Source organism: Kitasatospora sp. NPDC101176, assembly GCF_044768035.1.
Lineage (GTDB): Bacteria > Actinomycetota > Actinomycetes > Streptomycetales > Streptomycetaceae > Kitasatospora.
Window position 1 is genome coordinate 26,185 of sequence record NZ_JBIWPA010000019.1, and the last position, 21,187, is coordinate 47,371.

General features: G+C 75.7%; 21 protein-coding genes. 11 read left to right on the forward strand and 10 right to left on the reverse strand.

Annotation, left to right across the window (positions count from 1 at the left end):
• Nucleotides 1-43 precede the first annotated feature (43 nt).
• Complete coding sequence (locus tag ACIRS1_RS24160; protein ID WP_402843435.1) at nt 44-2,089, reverse strand: AAA family ATPase; 2,046 nt, start codon at nt 2,087-2,089, stop codon at nt 44-46.
• Between the two features lie 408 nt (nt 2,090-2,497).
• Nucleotides 2,498-3,130 (reverse strand): uridine kinase, encoded by a 633-nt coding sequence (locus ACIRS1_RS24165; RefSeq protein ID WP_402843179.1) that lies wholly within the window; start codon nt 3,128-3,130, stop codon nt 2,498-2,500.
• Between the two features lie 211 nt (nt 3,131-3,341).
• Between ACIRS1_RS24165 and ACIRS1_RS24170 the strand changes: the two genes are divergently transcribed.
• A complete protein-coding gene (locus tag ACIRS1_RS24170) occupies nt 3,342-4,505 on the forward strand; it encodes an acyl-CoA dehydrogenase family protein (RefSeq protein WP_402843182.1) in 1,164 nt (387 codons plus the stop codon).
• A 180-nt stretch (nt 4,506-4,685) separates the two neighbouring features.
• On the opposite strand, the gene ACIRS1_RS24175 is transcribed toward ACIRS1_RS24170, so the two are convergent.
• A complete protein-coding gene (locus ACIRS1_RS24175) occupies nt 4,686-5,138 on the reverse strand; it encodes a hypothetical protein (protein ID WP_360208054.1) in 453 nt (150 codons plus the stop codon).
• A 297-nt stretch (nt 5,139-5,435) separates the two neighbouring features.
• Between ACIRS1_RS24175 and ACIRS1_RS24180 the strand changes: the two genes are divergently transcribed.
• The 5 genes from ACIRS1_RS24180 to fxsA all read left to right on the forward strand — a co-directional run bounded on the left by ACIRS1_RS24180 (nt 5,436) and on the right by fxsA (nt 10,484).
• Nucleotides 5,436-5,876, forward strand: coding sequence for an Lrp/AsnC family transcriptional regulator (locus tag ACIRS1_RS24180; RefSeq protein ID WP_030243361.1), 441 nt, complete (start codon nt 5,436-5,438; stop codon nt 5,874-5,876).
• A 31-nt stretch (nt 5,877-5,907) separates the two neighbouring features.
• Nucleotides 5,908-7,548 (forward strand): amidohydrolase, encoded by a 1,641-nt coding sequence (locus tag ACIRS1_RS24185; RefSeq protein WP_402843186.1) that lies wholly within the window; start codon nt 5,908-5,910, stop codon nt 7,546-7,548.
• Between the two features lie 48 nt (nt 7,549-7,596).
• Nucleotides 7,597-8,055: an N-acetyltransferase gene (locus tag ACIRS1_RS24190; protein WP_402843189.1), complete on the forward strand. Its 459-nt coding sequence runs from the start codon at nt 7,597-7,599 to the stop codon at nt 8,053-8,055.
• Between the two features lie 154 nt (nt 8,056-8,209).
• Nucleotides 8,210-9,850 (forward strand): apolipoprotein N-acyltransferase, encoded by a 1,641-nt coding sequence (gene lnt, locus ACIRS1_RS24195; RefSeq protein ID WP_402843192.1) that lies wholly within the window; start codon nt 8,210-8,212, stop codon nt 9,848-9,850.
• A gap of 55 nt (nt 9,851-9,905) precedes the next feature.
• Nucleotides 9,906-10,484 carry an FxsA family membrane protein gene (gene fxsA / locus ACIRS1_RS24200; protein WP_360208045.1) on the forward strand — a complete coding sequence of 193 codons (579 nt, stop codon included), beginning with the start codon at nt 9,906-9,908 and terminating at the stop codon, nt 10,482-10,484.
• Nucleotides 10,485-10,601: 117 nt separating this feature from the next.
• On the opposite strand, the gene ACIRS1_RS24205 is transcribed toward fxsA, so the two are convergent.
• The 3 genes from ACIRS1_RS24205 to ACIRS1_RS24215 all read right to left on the reverse strand — a co-directional run bounded on the left by ACIRS1_RS24205 (nt 10,602) and on the right by ACIRS1_RS24215 (nt 13,179).
• Entirely contained in the window at nt 10,602-10,976 is a 375-nt protein-coding gene (locus ACIRS1_RS24205) for an RNA polymerase-binding protein RbpA (protein ID WP_355365562.1), read from the reverse strand.
• 276 nt (nt 10,977-11,252) lie between these two features.
• The gene (locus ACIRS1_RS24210; RefSeq protein WP_402843196.1) at nt 11,253-12,869 is read right to left on the reverse strand and encodes a hypothetical protein; all 1,617 of its coding nucleotides are present in this window, start codon (nt 12,867-12,869) and stop codon (nt 11,253-11,255) included.
• Nucleotides 12,870-12,984: 115 nt separating this feature from the next.
• Complete coding sequence (locus ACIRS1_RS24215) at nt 12,985-13,179, reverse strand: hypothetical protein (RefSeq protein ID WP_360208039.1); 195 nt, start codon at nt 13,177-13,179, stop codon at nt 12,985-12,987.
• A gap of 384 nt (nt 13,180-13,563) precedes the next feature.
• On the opposite strand from ACIRS1_RS24215, the gene ACIRS1_RS24220 reads away from it, so the two are divergent.
• The 3 genes from ACIRS1_RS24220 to ACIRS1_RS24230 are packed head-to-tail and all read left to right on the forward strand — an operon-like array spanning nt 13,564 to nt 15,657.
• Nucleotides 13,564-13,977, forward strand: coding sequence for an ankyrin repeat domain-containing protein (locus ACIRS1_RS24220; RefSeq protein WP_360208036.1), 414 nt, complete (start codon nt 13,564-13,566; stop codon nt 13,975-13,977).
• 24 nt (nt 13,978-14,001) lie between these two features.
• The gene (locus ACIRS1_RS24225) at nt 14,002-14,514 is read left to right on the forward strand and encodes a GNAT family N-acetyltransferase (protein ID WP_402843199.1); all 513 of its coding nucleotides are present in this window, start codon (nt 14,002-14,004) and stop codon (nt 14,512-14,514) included.
• A 48-nt stretch (nt 14,515-14,562) separates the two neighbouring features.
• On the forward strand, nt 14,563-15,657 hold the full coding sequence (locus ACIRS1_RS24230) for a serine hydrolase domain-containing protein (protein WP_402843201.1): 1,095 nt from the start codon (nt 14,563-14,565) through the stop codon (nt 15,655-15,657).
• A gap of 25 nt (nt 15,658-15,682) precedes the next feature.
• Here the strand turns inward: ACIRS1_RS24230 and ACIRS1_RS24235 are convergent, their stop codons facing one another.
• From ACIRS1_RS24235 to ACIRS1_RS24245, 3 genes are all read right to left on the reverse strand, one after another.
• Nucleotides 15,683-16,330, reverse strand: a complete 648-nt coding sequence (locus tag ACIRS1_RS24235) for a vitamin K epoxide reductase family protein (protein WP_402843203.1) — start codon at nt 16,328-16,330, stop codon at nt 15,683-15,685.
• An 85-nt stretch (nt 16,331-16,415) separates the two neighbouring features.
• Complete coding sequence (locus tag ACIRS1_RS24240; RefSeq protein ID WP_402843206.1) at nt 16,416-17,234, reverse strand: DsbA family protein; 819 nt, start codon at nt 17,232-17,234, stop codon at nt 16,416-16,418.
• Nucleotides 17,235-17,371: 137 nt separating this feature from the next.
• Nucleotides 17,372-18,046, reverse strand: a complete 675-nt coding sequence (locus ACIRS1_RS24245) for a hypothetical protein (protein WP_402843209.1) — start codon at nt 18,044-18,046, stop codon at nt 17,372-17,374.
• Nucleotides 18,047-18,455: 409 nt separating this feature from the next.
• On the opposite strand from ACIRS1_RS24245, the gene ACIRS1_RS24250 reads away from it, so the two are divergent.
• Nucleotides 18,456-19,343, forward strand: a complete 888-nt coding sequence (locus ACIRS1_RS24250; RefSeq protein ID WP_402843212.1) for a CHAD domain-containing protein — start codon at nt 18,456-18,458, stop codon at nt 19,341-19,343.
• A gap of 98 nt (nt 19,344-19,441) precedes the next feature.
• Here the strand turns inward: ACIRS1_RS24250 and ACIRS1_RS24255 are convergent, their stop codons facing one another.
• A complete protein-coding gene (locus tag ACIRS1_RS24255) occupies nt 19,442-20,293 on the reverse strand; it encodes a helix-turn-helix transcriptional regulator (RefSeq protein WP_402843214.1) in 852 nt (283 codons plus the stop codon).
• A 118-nt stretch (nt 20,294-20,411) separates the two neighbouring features.
• On the opposite strand from ACIRS1_RS24255, the gene ACIRS1_RS24260 reads away from it, so the two are divergent.
• Nucleotides 20,412-21,185: an SDR family NAD(P)-dependent oxidoreductase gene (locus tag ACIRS1_RS24260; RefSeq protein WP_402843217.1), complete on the forward strand. Its 774-nt coding sequence runs from the start codon at nt 20,412-20,414 to the stop codon at nt 21,183-21,185.
• The last annotated feature ends 2 nt before the right edge of the window (nt 21,186-21,187 follow it).

The following is a 21,187-nucleotide window of genomic DNA, read 5'->3' on the forward strand; positions in this document are numbered from 1 at the left end:
GTAGCACCCCCGGGATCCGGGGCCCGGCCGCGCGGAGCCGGTCTCAGCCGCGGCCGTCGATCAGCTCCCCGTAGGCCTGGACGAGGTCGGGCAGCCGCAGGGTCGCCAGGTCCTCGCGGCCCGGCGGCTCGCGCAGCAGCGAGAGCCGCAGGTCGCGGTAGGCGCAGGACTTCTCGTACAGGGTGCGGATGAACCGGCCGTTGCCCAGTTCGTCGATCCAGCCCTCGCGGACCACGTGGGTGCAGATGCTGGCGAGCTCCTCGGCCGCGTCCTCGTCCCAGCCGTCGCCGTCCCGGCCGGCCAGGGCCGCGCCGATCGCGGTCAGTTCGGTCGGGCGGTAGCTGGGGAAGTCCACCCGGGTGGTGAACCGGGAGTTGAGGCCGGGGTTGGTGGCCAGCAGCCGGTTCATGCCCTCGGGGTAGCCGGCCAGGATCACCACCAGCCGGTCGCGGTTGTCCTCGGCGCGCTTCAGCAGCACCTGGAGCGCCTCGTCGCCGTAGGCGTCGCCCTTGGTGTAGCCGGAGTTGGAGAGGCTGTAGGCCTCGTCGATGAACAGCACGCCGTCCAGGGCGGAGTCGATCAGCTCGTTCGCCTTGACCGCGGTCTGTCCGAGGAACTCGCCCACCAGGTCGGCCCGTTGGGCCTCGACCAGGTGGTCGCCGGAGAGCAGCCCGAGGGCGTGGAAGACCCGGCCGAGGATCCGGGCCACGGTGGTCTTGCCGGTGCCGGAGGGCCCGGAGAAGACGAAGTGGCGCTTGGGCGGCTGGACGGGCAGGCCCTGCGCGGCCCGGAGCCGGGACATCCGCAGCTGCGCGGACAGCGCCCGGACCTGGCGCTTGACCGGCTCCAGGCCCACCATCAGCGCGAGTTCGGCCAGTGCGGCGTCCAACTCGTTTTCTTCGTCGACGGGTTGGGCGGCCGTCGGAGAGGCCGCCCGGGGCTGGGCCTCGGCGTGGACCGGGAGCGGCGCCTGGGCGGCGGAGCCGGCCGGCGCCCCGGACCGCTCGCCGGCCGCCTGCGGTGCGGCGCCCGTCGGCGGGCCGTCGCTCCGGGGCGGGCCGTCCCCGAAGCCCGTCCCGCCGGTGAAGGCCGGCCCCTCGGTGTACGCGGTGGCCCCCTCGGGGTACCCGGCCGGGTCGGGGTACCCGGACTCCCCGGACTCCCCGGACTCCCCGGACTCCCCGGCGAGGTCGGCCGGGTCGGCGAAGCCCGTGAACCCGGTGGCGCCGTCGTCGAAGCCGCCGGCCCCGGCGTACCCCGTGCCGTCCTGGAACTCCGCCCCCTCCGGACCGAGTTCCTCGATCCCGGCGGATCTGCCGCCGGCCGGCGGGCCGCCGGTCAGCAGGCCGTCCGCGAGGCCGTCGGTGAGTCCGTCCGCGAGGCCGTCCTCCGCCGCGATCGCGGCCAGCCGGGCCGCGGTGTCCATGAACACCGGGTCGGCCCGGTGCACCGCCCGGTAGAGCGGTAGTGCGGCGGCACTGCGTCCGGCCCCCTCGTAGGCCCGGGCCAGCCAGTACCGCAGCTCCTTGCGCTGCGGCTGCTCCGAGCGGCAGCGGGCCAGCGAGGCGGCCAGCGGGGCCTGGGCCTGGGCGCACATGTCCAGCCGGACGCGGGCCATGCCGGCGAACAGGCCGGCCTCGATGCCGAGCAGCGGGTCGTCCAACAGCCGGTCGGTGTCCCGGATCAGCTGTTCCCAGTCCTTCAGCAGGTAGGAGCGGCACGCGTAGAGGAACTGGGCGGACGGGTCCTCGCTGGGGGCCGGGCACTGCTCCAGCGCGCGGTCCAGCTCGGCCAGGTGCCGGCCGTCCAGCCAGTGCGAGGCGTGGGCCAGGGCCAGGTCGCGGGCGTCCTCCAGGACGGGCTGCACCCACCAGCCGAGCCAGTACCAGGAGCTCAGTGAGCGTCGGTGCCGGCGGCGCTGTTCGCCGAACCGTTTCTGGTTGCGGTACATGGCCAGCAGTGCGGCCGAGGTGTCGCTGCGCAGGGCGTGCAGGCCGAGCCAGGCGTCGGCCATCCCCGGATCCAGCCGGACGGCCGCACGGAACTCCTCCTCGGCGCGCGCGTACGCGCCGGCCGTGTAGGCGTCCATGGCACGCAGCCAGGCGCGGTCGGCGAGCAGGTCCGGGCCGCCCGCGTTGCTGTCGGAACTGTCCACCGTCGTCACTCACGCCCCCCGCGGTGTGGCCCGGGGCTCGGTGGCGGTCGCCTTCGCGCTGCCGGGCCGGTGGTCGGATGCCCCCGGGCGCATATGCGCCTGCCAGGAATCGTACCGGGGCGGAGCTGATCCGGAAGGGTGCCGCACGGGGTCAAATGCGATCGCGCGCGCGGCCGTTGAGCGGGTGCGGGCTCGTTCCGGCGGTGGGGGAGCGGGATTCGGAAGGGGACCGGACGGCGCCCCCGACTCACGGGGGAACAAGCCGGGGGCGCCGGGTCCGAGGCGGCCGGAACATCCCGTTCCGGCAGCTGAGGAGAACCTAAGTCCTGGCGATACCGCAGGTCAAGGGCTTGTTGAAGGTTCACCGACGGTGCCCGGCGTGATTCGTCCGGTCACCCCGTCGACCCTCGTCGCCGCGTGCGGGCGGCTCGGGTCCGCGGCGAAATGCGCCGATTCGGCCCGGGCCCAGTCCGCCCAGAAATCGGCCAGTTCCGGACCGTCCCGCCGCTCGCCCCGGAGGCGGGCCGCACCGGCGTCCAGCTCCATCCAGATCACCCGGGCCAGCCACGGCCGCACCGCCCGCCGTCCGGCCCCGACGCCCTCCACCAGCACCACCGGGGCGGCCGGCACCGGGGCCGTCCCGTCGAAGCGGCGCAGCGTCCAGTCGTACACCCGGTACGCGGCGCCCCGGCCCGCCGCCAGCGGTTCCAGCACCTGCTCGCGCAGCCGCTCCGTCCAGCCGAACGGCTCGGCGTGGGTGGCCAGGTCGTCGAGGTGGACCACCGGCGCCCCGTCGAGCGCCGCGGACAGCCGTCCGGCGAAGGTGGTCTTGCCGGAGCCCGCGTGCCCGTCCACCGCGACCAGCCGCACCGGGCCGCAGGACGGCGGCAGTGCGCGCAGCTCCGCCGCGAGGGCGCGCAGGGCGGGGCCGTACTCGGGCGGGACGGCGGAGGCGGGGGTTCCGGAAGCAGCCACAACGGCAACCCTACGGTGCCGTAGCCAACCACTCCGGCCAGTTCCACCAGACCGATCGTGACGGAGCCGCCGGTTTCCGGCATACTTCGCAGCGCCCCGCCTGTGAACGGCCGTTCACCGCAATCCGGTGCCGGTCGGGCCGACCTGCCACACCCGCGCCGGACCCGCCACACCACGGTCCCGGCGCCCGATCGAGGAGGCGACCGCCGCCATGACCCCGTCCCCCGCGAAAGCCGTGGAGCGCCAGCTGCCCAGCGAGGAGGCCCGCGAGCTGCTGAGCCTCACCCGGGACCTGGTCCAGCGGGAGCTGCAGCCCCGCGCTGCCGAGGACGAGGCCGCCGGGCGCTTCCCGCGGGAGGTCTTCCGCACCCTCGGCGAGGCCGGCCTGCTCTCCCTCCCGTACGACGAGAAGTACGGCGGCGGCGAGCAGCCCTACGAGGTGTACCTGCAGGTGCTGGAGGAGCTCGCGGCCGGCTGGCTCGCCGTCGGCCTCGGCGTGAGCGTGCACACCCTCTCCTGCCACGCGCTGGCCGGCTTCGGCACCGAGGAGCAGCGCGCGCAGTGGCTGCCCGGCATGCTCTCCGGCGAACAGCTCGGGGCCTACTGCCTCTCCGAGCCGCAGTCCGGCTCGGACGCCGCCGCGCTGCGCACCCGCGCCGACCTCGACGGCGACGCCTACGTGGTCAACGGCACCAAGGCGTGGATCACGCACGGCGGTCAGGCGGACTTCTACAGCGCCCTGGTGCGCACCGGCGGCGAGGGCCCCAAGGGCATCAGCTGCCTGCTGCTCCCCGGCGACGTGCAGGGCCTGTCGGCCGCGCCGCCGGAGCACAAGATGGGCATGAAGTCCTCGCCCACCGCGCAGCTGCACTTCGACGGCGCCCGGGTGCCGCGCGAGCGGCTGATCGGCGAGGAGGGCCAGGGCTTCCAGATCGCCCTGGCCGCGCTCGACTCCGGCCGCCTCGGCATCGCCGCCTGTGCGGTCGGCGTCGCGCAGGCCGCGCTCGACCTCGCGGTGGACTACGCGCGCACCCGCCGCCAGTTCGGCCGCCCGATCGCGGACTTCCAGGGCCTGTCCTTCATGCTCGCCGACATGGCCACCCAGATCGAGGCCGGGCGCGCGCTCTACCTGTCCGCCGCCCGACTGCGGGACGCGGGCCGGCCGTTCTCCAAGGAGGCGGCGATGGCGAAGCTGTTCTGCACCGACGCCGCGATGCGGGTGACCACCGACGCCGTCCAGGTCCTCGGCGGCTACGGCTACACCCAGGACTTCCCGGCCGAGCGCTACATGCGCGAGGCGAAGGTGCTGCAGATCGTCGAGGGCACCAACCAGATCCAGCGCCTGGTGATCGGCCGCCACCTCACCAAGGGCTGACCTCGCCAAGGGCTGACCTCCCCGAGCCGCGGGCCTGCTCCCGAACCGCCGGCCGGCCCGCCGAACCGGGGCCGGCCCGGCGGAAGCGGGGGCTGACCTCCCGAACGGCCTCCGGCCGTCACTCCAGGGTGCGGAGTGACGGCCGGAGGCGTGTCCGGGCCGGGGCCGGGCCCCGGCGGGTCAGCGGCGGACGAGGCGGCGGCGCTGCTCGGGGATCACCGGGGTGACGGCGGCGGTGCGCACCGGCCGGTGCGCCACCGCGTGCGAGAACGGCTGGGTGCGCCAGTCGAGTTCGGTGGGGAGCGCGAACAGCGCGGCCAGGCCGGTCGGTTGGGCGTCGTCCGGGGTCTCCACCTCGGCCAGGTCGTCGGTCGGCGTGCCCGAACCCGGGCAGAGCGCGGGCGCGAAGGGGTTCCAGGCCGTCGGCAGCAGCGCGTGCTGCGGCAGCCGCTCCTCGTCGGCCACCAGGGCGATCGGGCGGCGGCACTCGGGGCAGTGCACCCGGAAGATGTCCCAGGTGTCGGCCTCGCCCGGGTCGACGCCCGGCGCGAGGTCGTGATCGACCGCGAGGTCGTCGCGGCCGGTCGTATCGTCGGTCTCGTCGGCGCCCAGGGCACGCTGGTCAGTCGGCATGAGGATCCCCCTCGGATCGGGCCCGGCGTGGTCGCCCGGGGCCACAACCAGCACTTCCCTGTGATCCGGGCTCATAACCCTGCGGTCCGGTGCACCGTGATGCACCGGGTGTGTCCTTGGCCACATCGGACGCCACATTCACCCGGCATGTGCCGTGCGGACACCCGCCGTCGCCCCGGCCGCCCACCGGATCGCCCCCGTGCGCCCTTGACCGGGAGCCGGGGGCGCGCCCCGGGCCGGGGCGTTGCGTGACGCCGCGTGCGCCCCCCGTGCCCCGACCGGGTAGGTTTGCGCACTGTGGAAGACCTCGACCAACGCATCGTCCAGCTGCTCCTCGAGGACGGCCGGATGAGCTACACGGACCTGGGCAAGGCCACCGGCCTGTCCACCTCGGCGGTGCACCAGCGGGTGCGCCGCCTGGAACAGCGCGGGGTGATCCGCGGGTACACCGCGATCATCGACCCGGACTCCGTCGACCTCGCGCTGACCGCGTTCATCTCGGTCAAGCCCTTCGACCCGAGCGCCCCGGACGACACCCCCGAACGGCTGGCCGGCCTCCCGGAGATCGAGGCCTGCCACAGCGTCGCCGGTGACGAGAACTACATCCTCAAGGTCCGCGTCGGCGCCCCCGGCGACCTGGAGGACCTGCTCGCCCGCATCCGCAGCGCGGCCGGCGTCTCCACCCGCACCACCGTCGTGCTCTCCACCCCCTACGAGGCCCGACCCCCGAAGCTCTGAGAGCGAACCCCGCGGGTGCAGACTTGGCGGCATGACCGAACGCACCCTCCCCCCGTGCCCGTCCTCGGGCCGGAGCGGCCCACGAACCGTCCTGCTGCGCGGCGGCGCCGTCTACAGCCCCGCCGACCCCTTCGCCACCGCGATGCTCGTCGAGGGCGAGCACGTCGCCTGGGTCGGCAGCGACGGCGCCGCCGAGGCGTACGCCGCGACGGCCGACGAGATCGTCGAGCTGGACGGCGCCCTGGTCACCCCCGCCTTCGTCGACGCCCACGTGCACGCCACCGCCACCGGCCTGGCGCTCACCGGCCTCGACCTCACCGGCAGCCCCTCGCTGGCCGCCGCCCTCGCCGCCGTCACCGCCTTCGTCGAGGAGCGGGGCGAAGCCGGCGGGGTGCTGCTCGGCCACGGCTGGGACGAGACCGGCTGGCCCGAGGGCCGCCCGCCCACGCTCGCCGAACTCGACGCGGCCGCCCGCGGCGCCGCGCTCTACCTCTCCCGCACCGACGTGCACTCCGCGCTCGCCACCACCGCACTGCGCGCGCTCACCACCGGCCTGGCCGAGTGCGCCGGGTACGCGGTGGAGGGCCCGCTCACCGAGGACGCCCACCACGCCGTGCGGCAGACCGCGCTGGCCCACCTGACCCCCGCGCAGCGGCGCCGGGCCCAGCGGGCCACCCTCGCCAGGGCCGCCGAACTCGGCATCGGCGCGCTGCACGAATGCGCCGGCCCGGAGATCTCCTCGGAGGCGGACCTGAGCGCCCTGCTGGCCCTGGCCGCCGAGGGCGACGGTCCCGAAGTATTCGGCTACTGGGGAGAGTTGGGCGGCGTCGAGACGGCCGCTCGGCTCGGCGCGGTGGGTGCCGGCGGAGACCTCTTCGTGGACGGCGCGCTCGGCTCGCACACCGCCTGCCTGCACACCCCGTACGCGGACGCCGAGCACACCGGCACCGCCTACCTGACCGCCGAGCAGGTCGCCGACCACGTGGCGGCCTGCACCGAGGCGGGGATCCAGGCCGGCTTCCACGCCATCGGCGACGCGGCCGTGGCCGCCGTCGTCGACGGCGTCCGGGCGGCCGGCGAGCGGGTCGGCGCGGCCCGGGTCAGGGCCCTGCGCCACCGGGTCGAGCACGCCGAGGCGCTGGACGACAAAAGCATCGCGGCCTTCGCCGAGCTCGGCCTGACCGCCTCCGTCCAGCCCGCCTTCGACGCCGCCTGGGGCGGCCCGGAGGGCATGTACGTCCGGCGCCTCGGCGCCGAGCGGGCCGCCGCGCTCAACCCGTTCGCCGCCCTGCTGCGGGCCGGCGTCCCGCTGGCGTTCGGCTCGGACGCGCCGGTCACCCCGCTCGACCCCTGGGGCACCGTCCGCGCCGCGGCCTTCCACCGCACCCCGGAGCACCGGATCTCCGTCCGCGCCGCCTTCACGGCGCACACCCGCGGCGGCTGGCGCGCGATCGGCCGCGACCAGGACGGCGTGCTCGTGCCCGGGGCCGTCGCCAGCTACGCGATCTGGGCCGCCGACGAGCTGGTCGTGCAGGCCCCGGACTCCCGGGTGGCCGGCTGGTCCACCGACCCGCGCTCCGGCACCCCCGGCCTGCCCGACCTCACCCCCGGGCGCCCGCTGCCGGCCTGCCTGCGCACGGTCGTCCGCGGCCGCACCGTCCACCGGGCCTGAAATCCCCCCGGGCCGGTGGTCCGGAAGCCGGCCCCTAGGTTGGCCGGTATGACGACCGACCCACTGGTGCCCGCCGACTTCACCGTCCCGCGCGAGCTGCTCGCCCCGGATTTCCGCCTGGAGCCCCTGGGCGAGCAGCACAACGCCTCCGACCACGCCGCCTGGACGGGCGGCATCGCGCACATCCGGGCCACCCCCGGCTTCGCCGGCCGCCGTTGGCCGCCCGTCGCCGGGATGACCCTCGAACGGAACCTCGCCGACCTGCGCCGGCACGCGGCCGACTTCGCCGCCCGGACCGGCTTCGCCTACACCGTCCTGGAGCCGGACCGGGACGAGGTGATCGGCTGCGTCTACGTCTGCCGGGACCGCGAGGACCCGGCGGTCGTGAACGTCAGTTCCTGGGTCCGGGCCGACCGGGCCCACCTGGACGCCCCGCTGCACCGCGCCGTGTCCGCCTGGCTCGCAGGCCGGTGGCCGCTCGGCCCGATCCGCTACGCCGCCCGCTGACCAGCGGGCCCGGGGCCCGGGGCAGGGGGCGCGGGGCCGCCCCTGGGCCGCCGGTCGCCCACCACCCTGACCTCACGCTTCCCTGGCGTTCCGGGGTACCTTCTTCGGACAGCGTCCGAACAGCAACACGCAGGAAGATGGTGCGCCGGTGGCCATGCCCGTCACCCAGGAGCGGTCCGGGGCCGCACCAGAGCCGGCCGAGCCGGCGCCCGCGCCCGGCCGGGTCACCCGCGTGCTCGCCCGGGTCCGCGCCGGGCTGCCCCGCACCGGCCTGGCCGCGCTGGCCGGACTGCTGCTGGCGCTCGCCTTCCCGCCCTTCGACCTGTGGCCGCTCTCGCTGCTGGGCGTCGCCGCGCTCTCGCTGCTCACCCGCGGCCGCACCGCCCGCCAGGCGGCCTGGACGGGCTTCGCCTTCGGCCTGCCGTTCTTCCTGATGCTGCTCAGCTGGCTGCGGGTGGTGGGCTGGGACGCGACGGTCGGCCTGTCGGTCGTGGAGGCGCTGTTCCTCGCCGTGCTCGGCAGCGGGCTGGCGCTGACCTCCCGGCTGCCGGCCTGGCCGCTGTGGGCGGCCTGCCTGTGGATCACCCAGGAGTGGGCCCGGGACCGGCTGCCGCTCGGCGGCTTCCCGTGGGGGCGGCTGGCCTTCGCGAACACGGCGACCCCGTACACCCCGCTGGCCGCGCTCGGCGGCGCCCCGCTGGTGACCTTCGCGGTCGCCCTCTCCGGCGCCCTGCTGGCCTGGGCGGCGCTGCGCCTGCGCGGGCCGGGCCGGGCCCCGAAGGCGGCCGCGCTGGCGGCGCTGGGCGCCGTGGCCGCGCTGCTGGCAGGCTACCTGGTGCCGGTGCCGACCGGGGCGGCCGACACCGTGAAGGTCGCCATCGTGCAGGGCAACGTGCCCAACCCGGGCATGGACTTCCTCGGCCGACCGATGATGGTCCTGAACAACCACGCGGTGGCCACCGAGCGCCTCGCCGCGGACATCAGGGCCGGCAGGGTCGAGCGCCCGGACATCGTGATCTGGCCGGAGAACTCCTCCGACCTGGACCCGTTCAGCGACCCGCTCGCCTACCAGCGGATCGACCAGGCGGTGAAGACCGTCGGCGTGCCCACCCTGGTCGGCACCCTGGTGGACGGCCCGGACGCCCAGCACGTCCAGAACGAGGGCATCGTGTGGGACCCGAAGACCGGCCCGGGCGCCTCCTACACCAAGCAGCACCCCGTCCCGTTCGGCGAGTACGTGCCGTTCCGCGCCCAGCTGATGAAGGTGATCACCCGCCTCCAGCGGGTCGCCCGGGACTTCTACCCCGGCGACCACAACGGCGTGATGCAGCTCGGCCCGGCCCGGATCGGCGACGTGATCTGCTTCGAGGTCGCCTACGACGAGATCGTCCGGGACACCGTGGACAGCGGCGCCCGGGTCCTCGTCGTCCAGACCAACAACGCGACCTACGCCAGGACCGGCCAGCCGGAGCAGCAGCTCGCGATGAGCCGGCTGCGCGCCGTCGAGCACGGGCGGGCCGTGCTGATCGCCGCGACCAGCGGCATCAGCGCGGTGATCTCCCCGGACGGCACGGTGCAGCAGCGCACCGAGGAGCTGACGCCGGCCGAGCTGTCGGCGACGGTCCCGCTGCGCGACGGCACCACGGTGGCGGACCGGGTGGGTGCCGCGCCGGAGTGGACGCTGGCCGTCGCGGGCCTGCTGGCCTGCGGCGCGGGCGTGCTGGTCGGCCGCCGCCGCAGGGCCGCCGCCGGAACACCGGCCGCGACGGATTCGTTGGACCGGGTGGTGCCGTAGCCGGCCCGGACCTCCCGTGCGGCGCGCAGAGCACCGCCTGGAGTGGATCCGTACCGTGACCGAGCAAGCCGCCCCCACCCGTCCGGCCCCGCGCGGAAGGCTCCGCCGGCTGCTGCCGTTGCTGATCACCGCCTGGCTGGTGCTGGAGATCTGGCTGCTGGTCCAAGTGGGCTCGTGGCTGGGCGGATTCGTCGTGCTGCTGCTGCTCGTCGCGGGCGCGCTGATCGGCGGCTCGCTGATCAAGCGGGCCGGGCTGAAGGCGCTGTCCGCGGCGATCGAGCAGAGCAAGGACCCGAAGTCCCAGCAGCCGCAGACCGGGACGAGCATGACGGTGCTGGCCGGCGTGCTGCTGATCGTCCCGGGCTTCCTGTCGGACGCGCTGGCGCTGACCCTGCTCTTCCCGCCGACCAGGGCGCTGTGGCGGGCGGCCGGCCGCCGGGTGGCCGACAAGGCCCTGCGCAGCACCGCCGCCGCCGGGTCCGCCCCGTTCGCGGACGCGATGCGGCTGCAGGAGCAGCTGCGCATCCACCGCCCGGACGGCAAGGTGATCCAGGGCGAGGTGGTGGAGCCGGGTGCGGCGCCGCGGGACCAGCAGGGCCCGGACACCACCTACCGCCCGCCGATCGCCGGCTGATCCTCCCCCTCCGCTCCTCCGGCCCGGACGGCCGCGCCCGGCGGGGCCGGAGAACGCGAAAGGGACCCTGGTGACCAGGGTCCCTTTTCGCGTCCTCCCGCCGTGGCGGGAGAGAGATCAGGCGCTCTTGCGGGTGTCCCGCGGATGCACCGCGAGGTTCATCCCGCCGGAGCGGAGCACGGCCAGCCGTTCGGCCAGCACCTCCTCCAACTCCTCGCGCGTCCGGCGCTCCATCAGCATGTCCCAATGGGTGCGCGTGGGTTTGACCTTCTTCTCCTCCGGCTCGTCGCCGTCGAGAAGTGCTGCCTCCTGGCCACAGAAGCGACATTCCCAGGTCGCGGGGATCTCCGCCTCGACCGAGAAAGGAACCTCGAATCGGTGTCCGTTCTGACATGCGTACTCGACGGTCTGGCGGGGAGCCAGATCGATACCGCGGTCGGTCTCGTAGCTAGTGGCCCCGAGTCGCGTGCCGCGGAGAGCTCGCTCGCTCATGAATCGTGCCTCCCGGGCTTATGGCCCACAGGACTAGTGGTCGCTGTTCTTCGTCGTTCGGTCAACGCTCGGCTTCCGACGAAGATTCCCGTCCCGGGACATGCGTCGTCTGTCGTGCCGCCCCTGTTTGTACCCACCGGCGCCCGATTTGTCACATCTGGCCGCGGATATCACCCCAGGTGTCACCTATTTCACATCTGGTGATCGGTCGGCCTTTCCACCACGAGCGTACCGGGACGGGATTCGACGCCCGTCGCCGCCCCCGTCCCCGGGCGGTTACGAGATCGGACGGGAACGGATCATCGGTTCGTCCTTGCCGAGGGTGATCGGGAGGGTGAGCGGCGATCCGTCGGCCCGCAGGGCCGTCGGCGGGTGCTCCGGCCGGGGCGGCAGGTCGGCGGCGGCCTCGGTCCGGGTGTCGCGGTGCGGCAGCAGGGCGATCACCGCGTCCCGCAGCGGGGCCGGGGCCTCGTCGTCGAGCGGGTCGACGGTGGTGGGCACCTGGAGCCGGACGGGTGCGCCGTTGCCGATCCGGGCGTAGCCGCGGCCGATCGGGGCGTGCGCGGCGGGCACGATGTCGAGCGGGGCGCCGAGCGCGGCGTGGCCCTGCTCGGGGCCGGCGGGGCCGAGCACCACCCGGGCCCGGGTGGTGGCCCGCACGGTCGGGGTGATCCGGTCCCGGGCCTCGAGGTCGTCGGCGATGACCACGGTGACCCGGGCGGCGCGGCCGTGCCGCAGCGGCAGTTCGAGCAGGTCCTGCGGGTCCGGCCTGCCCTCGGCGTGGGCGAGCTCGCTCAGCTCGGTCGGGTGGTCCAGCAGCAGCCAGAGTGGCCGGGTGACGTCCTCGGGCGGGGCGGTGCCGGCGTGCCGGGAGGCGTTCAGCGCGGCGAGCCGGCGGTCGGTCTCCTGCGCGGCCCACTCCAGGGCGGCGAGTGCGCCGTGCAGGCTGGTCTCCACGGTGTGCACGCCGGGCCGGTTGACCAGGCAGGCGTGCTCGCCGGTGCCCGCGCCGTCGACGACCACCAGGTCGGCGTAGGGCAGGGCCTGGAGGGCGACGGAGCGGATCAGGCTGGAGGTGCCGTAGCCGGTGACGCCGAGCGCCAGCAGGTGCGGCTCGGCCGAACGGGGGCCGGTGCGCCAGACCACCGGCGGCTGCTGGGCGATCGCGCCGCCCCGGGAGACCGGGATGGTGCGGGCGGTGCCGTCCTCGTCGGTGAAGCCGAGCACGATCTCGCCGGGGGCGGCCACGAAGCGCTGGGCGACGATGTCGGTGGGCAGCGGGGTGAGCGCGGCGATCCGCAGCCGGTTGGACTCCTCGTCCCAGTCGAAGCGGTACTCCCGGGCCCGGCCGGCCTTGCCCTGGACGACCTGCTCGATCCGGGCCCGGGCGGTGGGCTCGGTGTCGGTGAAGTACGCCGGGTAGCCCAGCTCCAGCCGGGAGAGCCGGCCCTCGGCGTCGAACTCCCAGGAGCCGAAGGCGTCCTTGTAGCTGCCCTCGAAGTGGTACAGCGGGTTGGCGTCCTCGGGGCCGCACAGGTAGGGGGTGAGCGCCGCGTAGAGCGCGCCGAGCTTGACGTCGGCGACGTCCGGGGCGGCCGGTGCCGGGGCCGCCTTGGGGGCCCGGCCGGCCCAGGCGGCGCTGGCCATCAGGGCGATCAGCGCGAACAGCAGGCCGTGCGGCAGCAGGTAGACGCCGACCGCCATGGCGGCGACCAGGAACAGCGTCGGGCCGCGGCGCTCCTTGGGGGTGGTCTGCCAGCGGTCCTTGGTCCAGCCGGCGTGGTGGCGCAGTCCGCGGCCGATCACGGAGAGCGGGGCGAACATGTCGGAGGCGTGGTCCCCGGCGGTCCGGGCGATCTCGCGACCCTTGCTGAGGTGGCGGTTGAGCGGCATTCCTTGACTCCCCGGGCGGGTGGGACGGGTGGGGTGGCGGGGGCGGGGCCGGTGGTACGACGGGGCCCGGGGCGGTGGGATCCGCGCCCGGGCCCGTACAGGGGAGTGACGCGCCCTAGAACCTCAGGCCGCCGAGCAGGCTCGCCAGGCTGGCGCCGCCCGCGGTGATGCTCGGGGCGATCGAGGAGCCGGCGATGTAGAAGCCGAGGAGGGCGCAGACGATGGCGTGGGAGACCTTTAGTCCGTCCCTGCGGAAGAACAGGAAGGCGATGGTGCCGAACAGGACGATGCCGGAAATCGAGAGGATCACGCTCTGCTCCTCGGGGAGGGGGACAGGGACGGTGTCACGGAAAGTGCCTTAATCGTGACAAAAAGTAATAGATGATGGAACGGGGCAAATGGGTGGTTTTCCGCCCCGATACCGTCCTGGAGTCCGGACGGAGGTATGCGAACCGGCCCGGGTGGGGCCGTATCCGCGCCGTTTCGGCGCGGCGAGGCATTCCCGCCGCGGGGGGCGGGGGTTTCCCGGCGGTCGGGGAAGTTCGCCCGAACGGCCCCGGAGCGTTCCGGCACACGTGTCGCACCGGCCGGGCGCCGTCCGGAATCCGGACGCACGCTGGCCCGCGCCGCCGCCCGGCCGCTACGGTGCGGTACGCGCAGCACCCTCCACCCGCAGACCGGAAAGGCCGCCGCCATGACCGACGCCCACCAGCAGCCCGCCGACGCCCCCGACGCCGAGGTGATCGCGCTCGCCGGGAAGCTCTTCGACGCGGCCCGGGCCGGCGAGACCGACACCCTGGCCGCCTACGTCGACGCCGGCGCGCCCGCCGACCTCACCAACGACCGCGGCGACACCCTGCTGATGCTCGCCGCCTACCACGGCCACGCCGCCACCGTGGAAGCCCTGCTGCAGCGCGGCGCCGACCCGAACCTCGCCAACGACCGCGGCCAGACCCCGCTCGCCGGCGCCGTCTTCAAGGGCGCCGAGGACGTGCTGACCGTCCTGCTCGCCGGCGGTGCCGACCCGGCCGCCGGCACTCCGAACGCGCTCGACACCGCCCGGATGTTCGGCAAGGACGACCTGGTCGCCCGGTTCGAGGCCCGCTGACTCCCCGCCGTAGGCTCTTTCCTCATGAAGAGCACCACCGCGGCGGCGGACACCGTCGAGTTCCGCGTCACCGGCTACGCCCACCCCGATGCCCAGGCCCTCTCGGCGGAGGTCCAGCAGGAGTACGTCCGCCGCTACGGCGACCCCGACGAGACCGTGATGCACGCCGAGGACTTCGAGGCGCCGTCCGGACTGTTCCTGATCGCCTACCTGGGGGGCCGGCCGGTCGCCTGCGGCGGCTGGCGGGCCAAGCAGGCCGGGCCGGACGGGGTGCGCGACGGTGACGCGGAGATCAAGCGGATGTTCGTGATCCCGGCCGCCCGCGGCCGCGGCCTGGCCCGGGCGGTGCTGCGCCACCTGGAGCGGACCGCCGTCGAGGCCGGGCTCACCCGGGCCATCCTGGAGACCGGTACCGAGCAGCCGGAGGCCGTGGCGCTGTACGAGTCCGAGGGGTACGCGGCGATCCGGAAGTTCGGTATCTACCGCGAACACCCGATGAGCATCTGCCTCGGCAAGGAACTGTTCGCGACGGCCTGATCCGCCCGCCCGCCGGGTAGGCTCCCCCGACACCTCCGAGGGGGACGGATGAGCCACCGAGCACCCGGAGCCGAGCGGCTCCCCGACCTGGCCGCGCCCGGCGGGGAGCTCGACCGGCTGGTCGCCGACGGCGCCCGCACCGTCGGCGCCGGCGCCGTGTGGGCCGTCGGCGACGCCCGCGGCCGGATCGGCGGCGGCGCCCACGGCGTGCTCGGCCGGGGCCGGCACGCCGGGCTCGCGGTCGGCCCGGACACCCGGTACGACCTCGCCAGCCTCACCAAGGTCGTCGCGCTCTGGCCCTGTGCCGGGGCGCTGTGGCAGGCCGGCCGGCTCCCGCTCGACGAGCCCCTCGGCCGGTGGTGGCCGCCTGCCGCCGGGCACCCCGTCGGCGTGGTGACGGTACGTCAACTCCTAGCCCACACAGCGGGAATGCTCCCGTACACCGGCTTCGAGCAGCGCTACGGACGCGACCTCGCGGCGATCCGGGCCGGGGTGGTCGCCGCCCCACTGCACCGCCCGCCCGGGACGGCCGTCGAGTACACCGACCGCGCCGCCGTGCTGCTCGGCCACCTCGTCGAGGACCTCGGCGGCGCCCCGCTCGACCGGCTCGCCGACCGCCAGGTCTGGCGGCCGCTCGGCATGACCGACACCCGGTACGGGCCGCTCGACCCCGCCGAGGCCGACCGCACCGCGCCCACCGAGTACGACGAGCGGACCGGGGCCCACCTGTGCGGCGTCGTCCACGACCCCTCCGCGCGGCTGCTCGGCGGGGTCTCGGGAAACGCCGGGGCCTTCTCCACCGCCCGCGACCTCGCCCGCTTCCTCACCGCGGTGCTCGCCCCGCCGGCCGGGCCGCCCTGGGGCGAACCCTGGATCGCCGAGTCGCTGCGCGAGCAGACCGGGGGCCTCGCGCCCGCCCGCGGCCTGTCCTGGCTGTACGCCCCCGGCACGGAGCCGGCCGAGGGCACCTTCGTCCACTACGGCTTCACCGGCACCGGCTTCTGGGTCTCCCGGAGGCTCGGCCGCTGGGCGCTGCTGCTCACCAACAAGGTGCACTACGACCGCGGGATCCAGCCGCTCACCGACCTGCGCAACGCCTACCGCCGGGCGGTGTTCGGCCAGGGTTCCCCGAGCACGCCCTGACCGGGCACCGCCCGGCGGCGCACCGTCAGAGGAGCGTGCTCCAGTAGTACCAGAAGCGGTTGAGGACCAGCAGCGCGATCACCGCCGCCCACAGCACCGGCAGCACCCAGTGGTAGCGCGCGGCCTCCCGCACCACCGGCCGCAGCCGGGGGCCGACCGGGATCACCCCGGTCCGCAGGTTGTGCAGCGTCGTGTACCAGAACAGCGTCACCACCGTCGCCCACACCACCATGCAGTACGGGCACAGCGCGCCGATCTCGTACAGCGCCTGGTCCACCAGCCAGTGCACGAACACCACGCCCAGCAGGGTGCCGGCGTGCAGGCCCAGCCAGAACCACCGCCGGTACGCGGCACCGGCCAGCAGCCCCGCTCCGATCGCCGCCAGCGCGCCGAATGCGGCCAGCCCCAGCAGCGGATTGGGGAAGCCGAGGACCTCCGCCTGTTCGGTGCGCATCACCGAGCCGCAGCTGATCACCGGATTGAGGTTGCAACTGGGGACGTAGGAGGGGTTCTCGAGGATGCGGAGCTTGTCGACGGTCAGGACGGCCGAGGCGGCCAGCCCGACCAGGGAACCGAGGAAAAGCAGCAGGGAGAACGCCCGGCCCGCGCCGACCGGGGCCCGGTCGGCGGCGGGGGCGGGGCGGGGCGGGTGCACGGGGGTCGCGGCGGTCATGGTGGCAGCACACTCCGGTGGCTGGGAGGAGCCGGCCCGACCGGGGTTCGGCCGGGCCGGTGGTGCCCTGCGTGGCAGATTCGCCTCAGAGGCCGGCGGCCTGCCGCACCTGCGCGGTGAACTGCTCCGGCGTGACGGTGGCCTTGCCGCTGAACAGGCTGATCGGCTTGCCGTCCACCGTCACCGTGGGGGTGCCGGTGACCCCGCTGTCGTTGAACGCGTCCGCGACCTTCGCCGCCCACGGCGCGTAGGTGCGGTCGGTGACCGCCTTCACGAAGGCGTCTGTCTTCAGGCCGGGCACCTTGCCGGCCAGGTCGAGGATGCGGCCGGCGTCACCGAAGCCGTCCTCGCGCTCGTCGGGCTGGTTGGCGTAGAGCACGTCGTGGAACTGCTTGAACTTGTCCACGCCCTCGTTCAGCGCGGCCCCGGCCGCGGCCAGCGCCGTGCGCGAGCCCTTGCCGCCGAGGTTCTTGTCCAGGAAGGCCGCCAGGTGGAACTCCACCTTGACCGAGCCGTCCTCGGTCAGCTTCTTGACCGTCTCGCCGTTCGCCGCCTCGAAGTGCTTGCACACCGGGCAGCGGAAGTCCTCGTACACCGCCATGGTGTGCGGGGCGTCGGCCTTGCCGTAGGCGATCACCGTGCCGTCCGGGCCGGAGGCGTTCGCCGGCACGACCAGCTCGGTCGGCGCGGGCGCACCGGCCGCGGCCGGCTTCTCGTCCTTGCCGGACGCCGAGCCGATCGCCAGCGCGGTACCGCCCGCGAGGGCCAGCACGACGACGGCCGAGACGGCCACCACGATCCGCTGGCGGCGCTTCGCGGCCAGCTGTTCGACGCGCTGCGCCTCCTGGATGCGCTCACGGGCACTGATGCGCTTGGCCTGCTGCTTGCTGGGGGCCTGAGCCATGGGAAGTCAACTCCTGTACGCGGCGCGCGAGGGCGCGCGGGAAGCCGCACCTGGTGCGGCGTGATCGATGGACGCGGGAGTCGTGCGCACTGCCTGCGGGCGTACCGGGGCCGGGGACCGGCCGGGGTGACGGAGGATCAGCAGGCAGGCGCGAGGACCGGCGGGCCACGCCGGGGAGCCGGGCTCAGGACCACGTCCTCGCGGCGCGGCCGCGGGCGGTCCGACACCGGCAGCGGCACCCGCAGCACCGGCCGGGCCGGGGCCGGGACCAGCAGCAGGACCAGGGCGCGCAACGGGCGGCCCAGCGACTGGCGCAGCGCACGCAGCGCCCGGACCAGCCCGGACAGGGCCGCGTCGCCCAGCCGCAGCCAGGCCGCGGCCGCCAGGGCGATCACCAGGTGCGCCAGCAGGAGCAGCAGTTGGGTCGCCGCCGGCGCCAACTGCCCGGCGTGGCCCAGCGGGCCGCCCAGCAGCGAGCCGTCCACCGACCCGCCGCCACAGACGATCAGGTTCACGCCGCGCGCGGGCACGTGCTCGGACAGGATCGGCCCACAGCCGGTCTGCCCGAGGTTGAAGGTCGTGTTCAGCAGCAGCTCGACCGGCACCATCACGACGGCGATGTGCAGCAGCCGCCGCTCCCCGCCGGCCAGTGCGGCCGCGACCAGGAAGACGACGGCGGTCGCGGCGGCCACCAGGGTGAGCGGCAGCGGGCGACCGGTGATGACGACCTGGCCCAGCGCGGACAGCGGCACGGCGAGCGCGGTGAACACCGCGGCCCGTAGGGCCCTGGTCGCACGGGTGGAGGTCGTCACGCCCGGAGTATGTCACGACGCTTACACCCGGCACGAGGGCGCGTACCCGGTCGGCGGGCGCCCGTTGCCCCTCGGAGGCCGCCCGTTCACCGACCTGAGGGCCCTTCAGCCCAGTTCCCGGGGGCGCACTCGGCGCGCGCGGGAGGGGCGTAGTGTCCCGCCGCGTGAACGAACTGGTCTTCCGGGGGACGGACCGGTTCCGCCCGTCCCGCTCGCACGTTCTCGCTTTACGGGGTTCCTGGACCGCTCCCGTGACCCCGCCCGCCGCGCCCCGCCCCGCCCGCCCCGCCGCGCCCCGCCCGCGCCGCCGCGCCCCGGCGGCCCCGCCCGGCCCGTGCGGCCCGGCACCGGGCCGTCGCGTTCAGTAGCCTGGAAGGCGTTCCCGAGTCCGGCGAGGGGGTGAGCGCGCATGGCCCGTTCCCAGGCCACCGCGGGCCAGGTCCTGCTGGCCCGCGTCGAGGCCCAGGCGGCGGTGCTGGCCGGCCTCGACGGCGCCGTCCGGGCGGACCGGCCCGACGCCGTGCACCGGATGCGGGTCGCCTGCCGGCGGCTGCGCAGCGCCCTGCGGACCTTCCGCCGGCTCCTCGCACCCGGCTCCGCCGACCACCTGGTCGCCGAACTGCGCTGGCTGGCGGCCGCCCTCGGCCGGGCGCGGGACCACGAGGTGCTCGTCGAGCGGCTGGCCGCCCAGGCCCGCGAACTGCCCGCCGAGTGCCGGCCCGAGCGGGTCGCGGCCGAGCTGGAACGGTGGGGGCGGGCCGAGTACCGGCGGATCCGGCCGGAGGTGGTCGCCGCGCTCGACGACCCGCGCCGCCGGGGCCTCGCCGACGCCCTCGACGCCTTCCTCGCCGACCCCCCGCTGCGGGGCCGGGCCGCACGCGCGGCGGTGCCCGAACTCGCCCGGATCGCCGGGCGCGAGCAGCGGCGGACCGGCCGGCGGGTCGAGGCGGCCCTCGCCGCCGGGTCGGCGCCCGCCGAGGAGCGCGACCGGGCCCTGCACGAGGCCCGCAAGGCCGCCAAGCGCGCCCGCTACGCCGGGGAGACCGCCGCCCCGGCCGTCGGGGCGGCGGCCGAGCGGTACACGGAGCGGATGAAGGCCGTCCAGGAGGTGCTCGGCGAGCACCAGGACGCGGCGGTGGCCGCCGCGGCCCTGGCCCGGCAGGCCGGGAGCAGCACCGAGCCCTTCGGGTACGGGGCGCTCTACGGGCGGCAGCTGTCGGCGGAGGCGAGCGCCCGGGGCCGGCTGCCGGAGGCGTGGGCGAGGGCCTCGCGCCGGCGGCTGGCCCGCTTCGGCTGACGGCGCCGCGCGCGGGCTGACACCGACCCGCTTCGGCCGGCGGTGCTCCGGCCACCGGTCACCGGTCCGACGGCAGGGCCGCGGGTTCCCGGCCCGGTTCAGGGCCCCGACGGCCCGGGCTCGTCCGCGTGCACGGCCGCGAAGGCGTCCCGGGCCCGGCTGCCCGGAGGGGCGAGGAAGGCGAAGACGTGGCGGCCCTCCTCGGGCAGCGGGAGCACCGTGTACTCGAGGACCTCGGTGTCCAGGGCGGGGTGGCGGACGTGCAGCCGGCCGGGCCCGGGCGCGCCCGCCCGGTGGCGGTCCCACAGGGCGGCGAAGGCCGGGCTGTCGGCCGACAGCCGCCGGACCAGGGTGTCGAGCCCCCGGTCGCCGGGGCGGTCCGCGTGGTGGGCGCGCAGCGAGGCCACCAGATCGGCGCCGATCGAGCCGCTCGCGGCCAGGTTGCCTGAGCGGTCCCCGTTCGGGCAGCAGAAGACCTGCCACAGCAGGTTGCGTTCGTGCGGCGGCCGCCGTTCCGGCCACGCCATCAGCAGCCCGGCCGGCCGGTTCCAGGCCAGTAGGTCGAAGGTGGGGCCGGTGACGAAGGCGGGAGCGGCGTCCAGGGTGTCCAGCAGCGCCAGCGTGGTGGCGGGCACGGCCGGCGGCTCGGCCGGGGCGGGGGCCGCCGCCCTGCGGTGGTGGCCGGCCAGCCGGTGCAGGTAGGCGCGTTCGGGTCCGGCCAGTTGCAGGGCGGCGGCGATGCCGTCCAGGACCGGGCCGGTCGGCACCCGCTGGCGGCCCTGCTCCAGCCGGGCGTAGTAGTCCGCCGAGATCCCGGCCCGGGCGGCCACCTCCTCGCGGCGCAGCCCGGGCGTCCGCCGCCGCCCGGCCGTGGTCGGCAGGCCGGCCTCGTCGGGCGCCAACCGGGAACGGCGGGCGCGCAGGAACGCGCCGAGCGGGGTCTCGGGCATGCGCGCCACGCTGCCACAGCCGCCGGCGGTTAACCAGGACCTGGCTGTCCCCTGCAGGCCGCTCCCGGGGAGCAGCCGGCCGCTGGTGCCCGGGCCGGGCGGCCGGGAGGCTCGCCGCATGGGACTCCTCGAGGACAAGGTCACGATCGTCACCGGTGCCGGCCGGGGCATCGGCGCGGCCGCCGCCCGGCTGTTCGCCCGGGAGGGTGCGCTGCTGGTGCTCGCCGCGCGCACCGGCGCGGAGGTGGCGGCGCTGGCCGCCGAACTGCGGGCCGAGGGCGGCCGGGCGGTGGCCGTGGCCGCGGACCTGACCACCGCCGAGGGCGCCGACCGGACCGTCCGGGTGGCGCTGGAGACGTACGGGCGGCTGGACGCGGCCTTCGACAACGCCGGGTCCGGGCTGGGGCCGGCCCCGCTCGCCGAACGCTCCGAGGCGGAGTGGGACGAGACCCATGCGCTCAACCTGCGCGGCAGCTGGCTCTGCCTGCGCGCCCAGCTGCGGGCGATGGCCGCGGGCGGCCGCGGCGGCTCGGTGGTGCTCAACACCGGGGTGGGCGCGCTGGTCGGCGGCTTCGGCGACGGCGCCCAGCAGGCCGCCAAGCACGGGCTGACCGGCCTGGTGAAGGCGGCCACCGCGGACTGCGCGGCGCAGGGCATCCGGGTCAACGCCGTCGCCCCCGGCGTCGTGCGCACGCCCGGGACGGAGCTCTACTTCGCCGCCGGGCCGGAGTTCGCCGGGCTGGTGGCCCGCTCCACCCCGCTCGGGCGCCCGGGGACGGCCGTCGAGGTGGCGGAGGCGGCGGCCTGGCTGCTGAGCGACCGCGCGTCGTACGTCGCCGGGGTGACGCTCCCGGTGGACGGCGGCATCACGGCCACCCGGCGGTTCGACTGAGG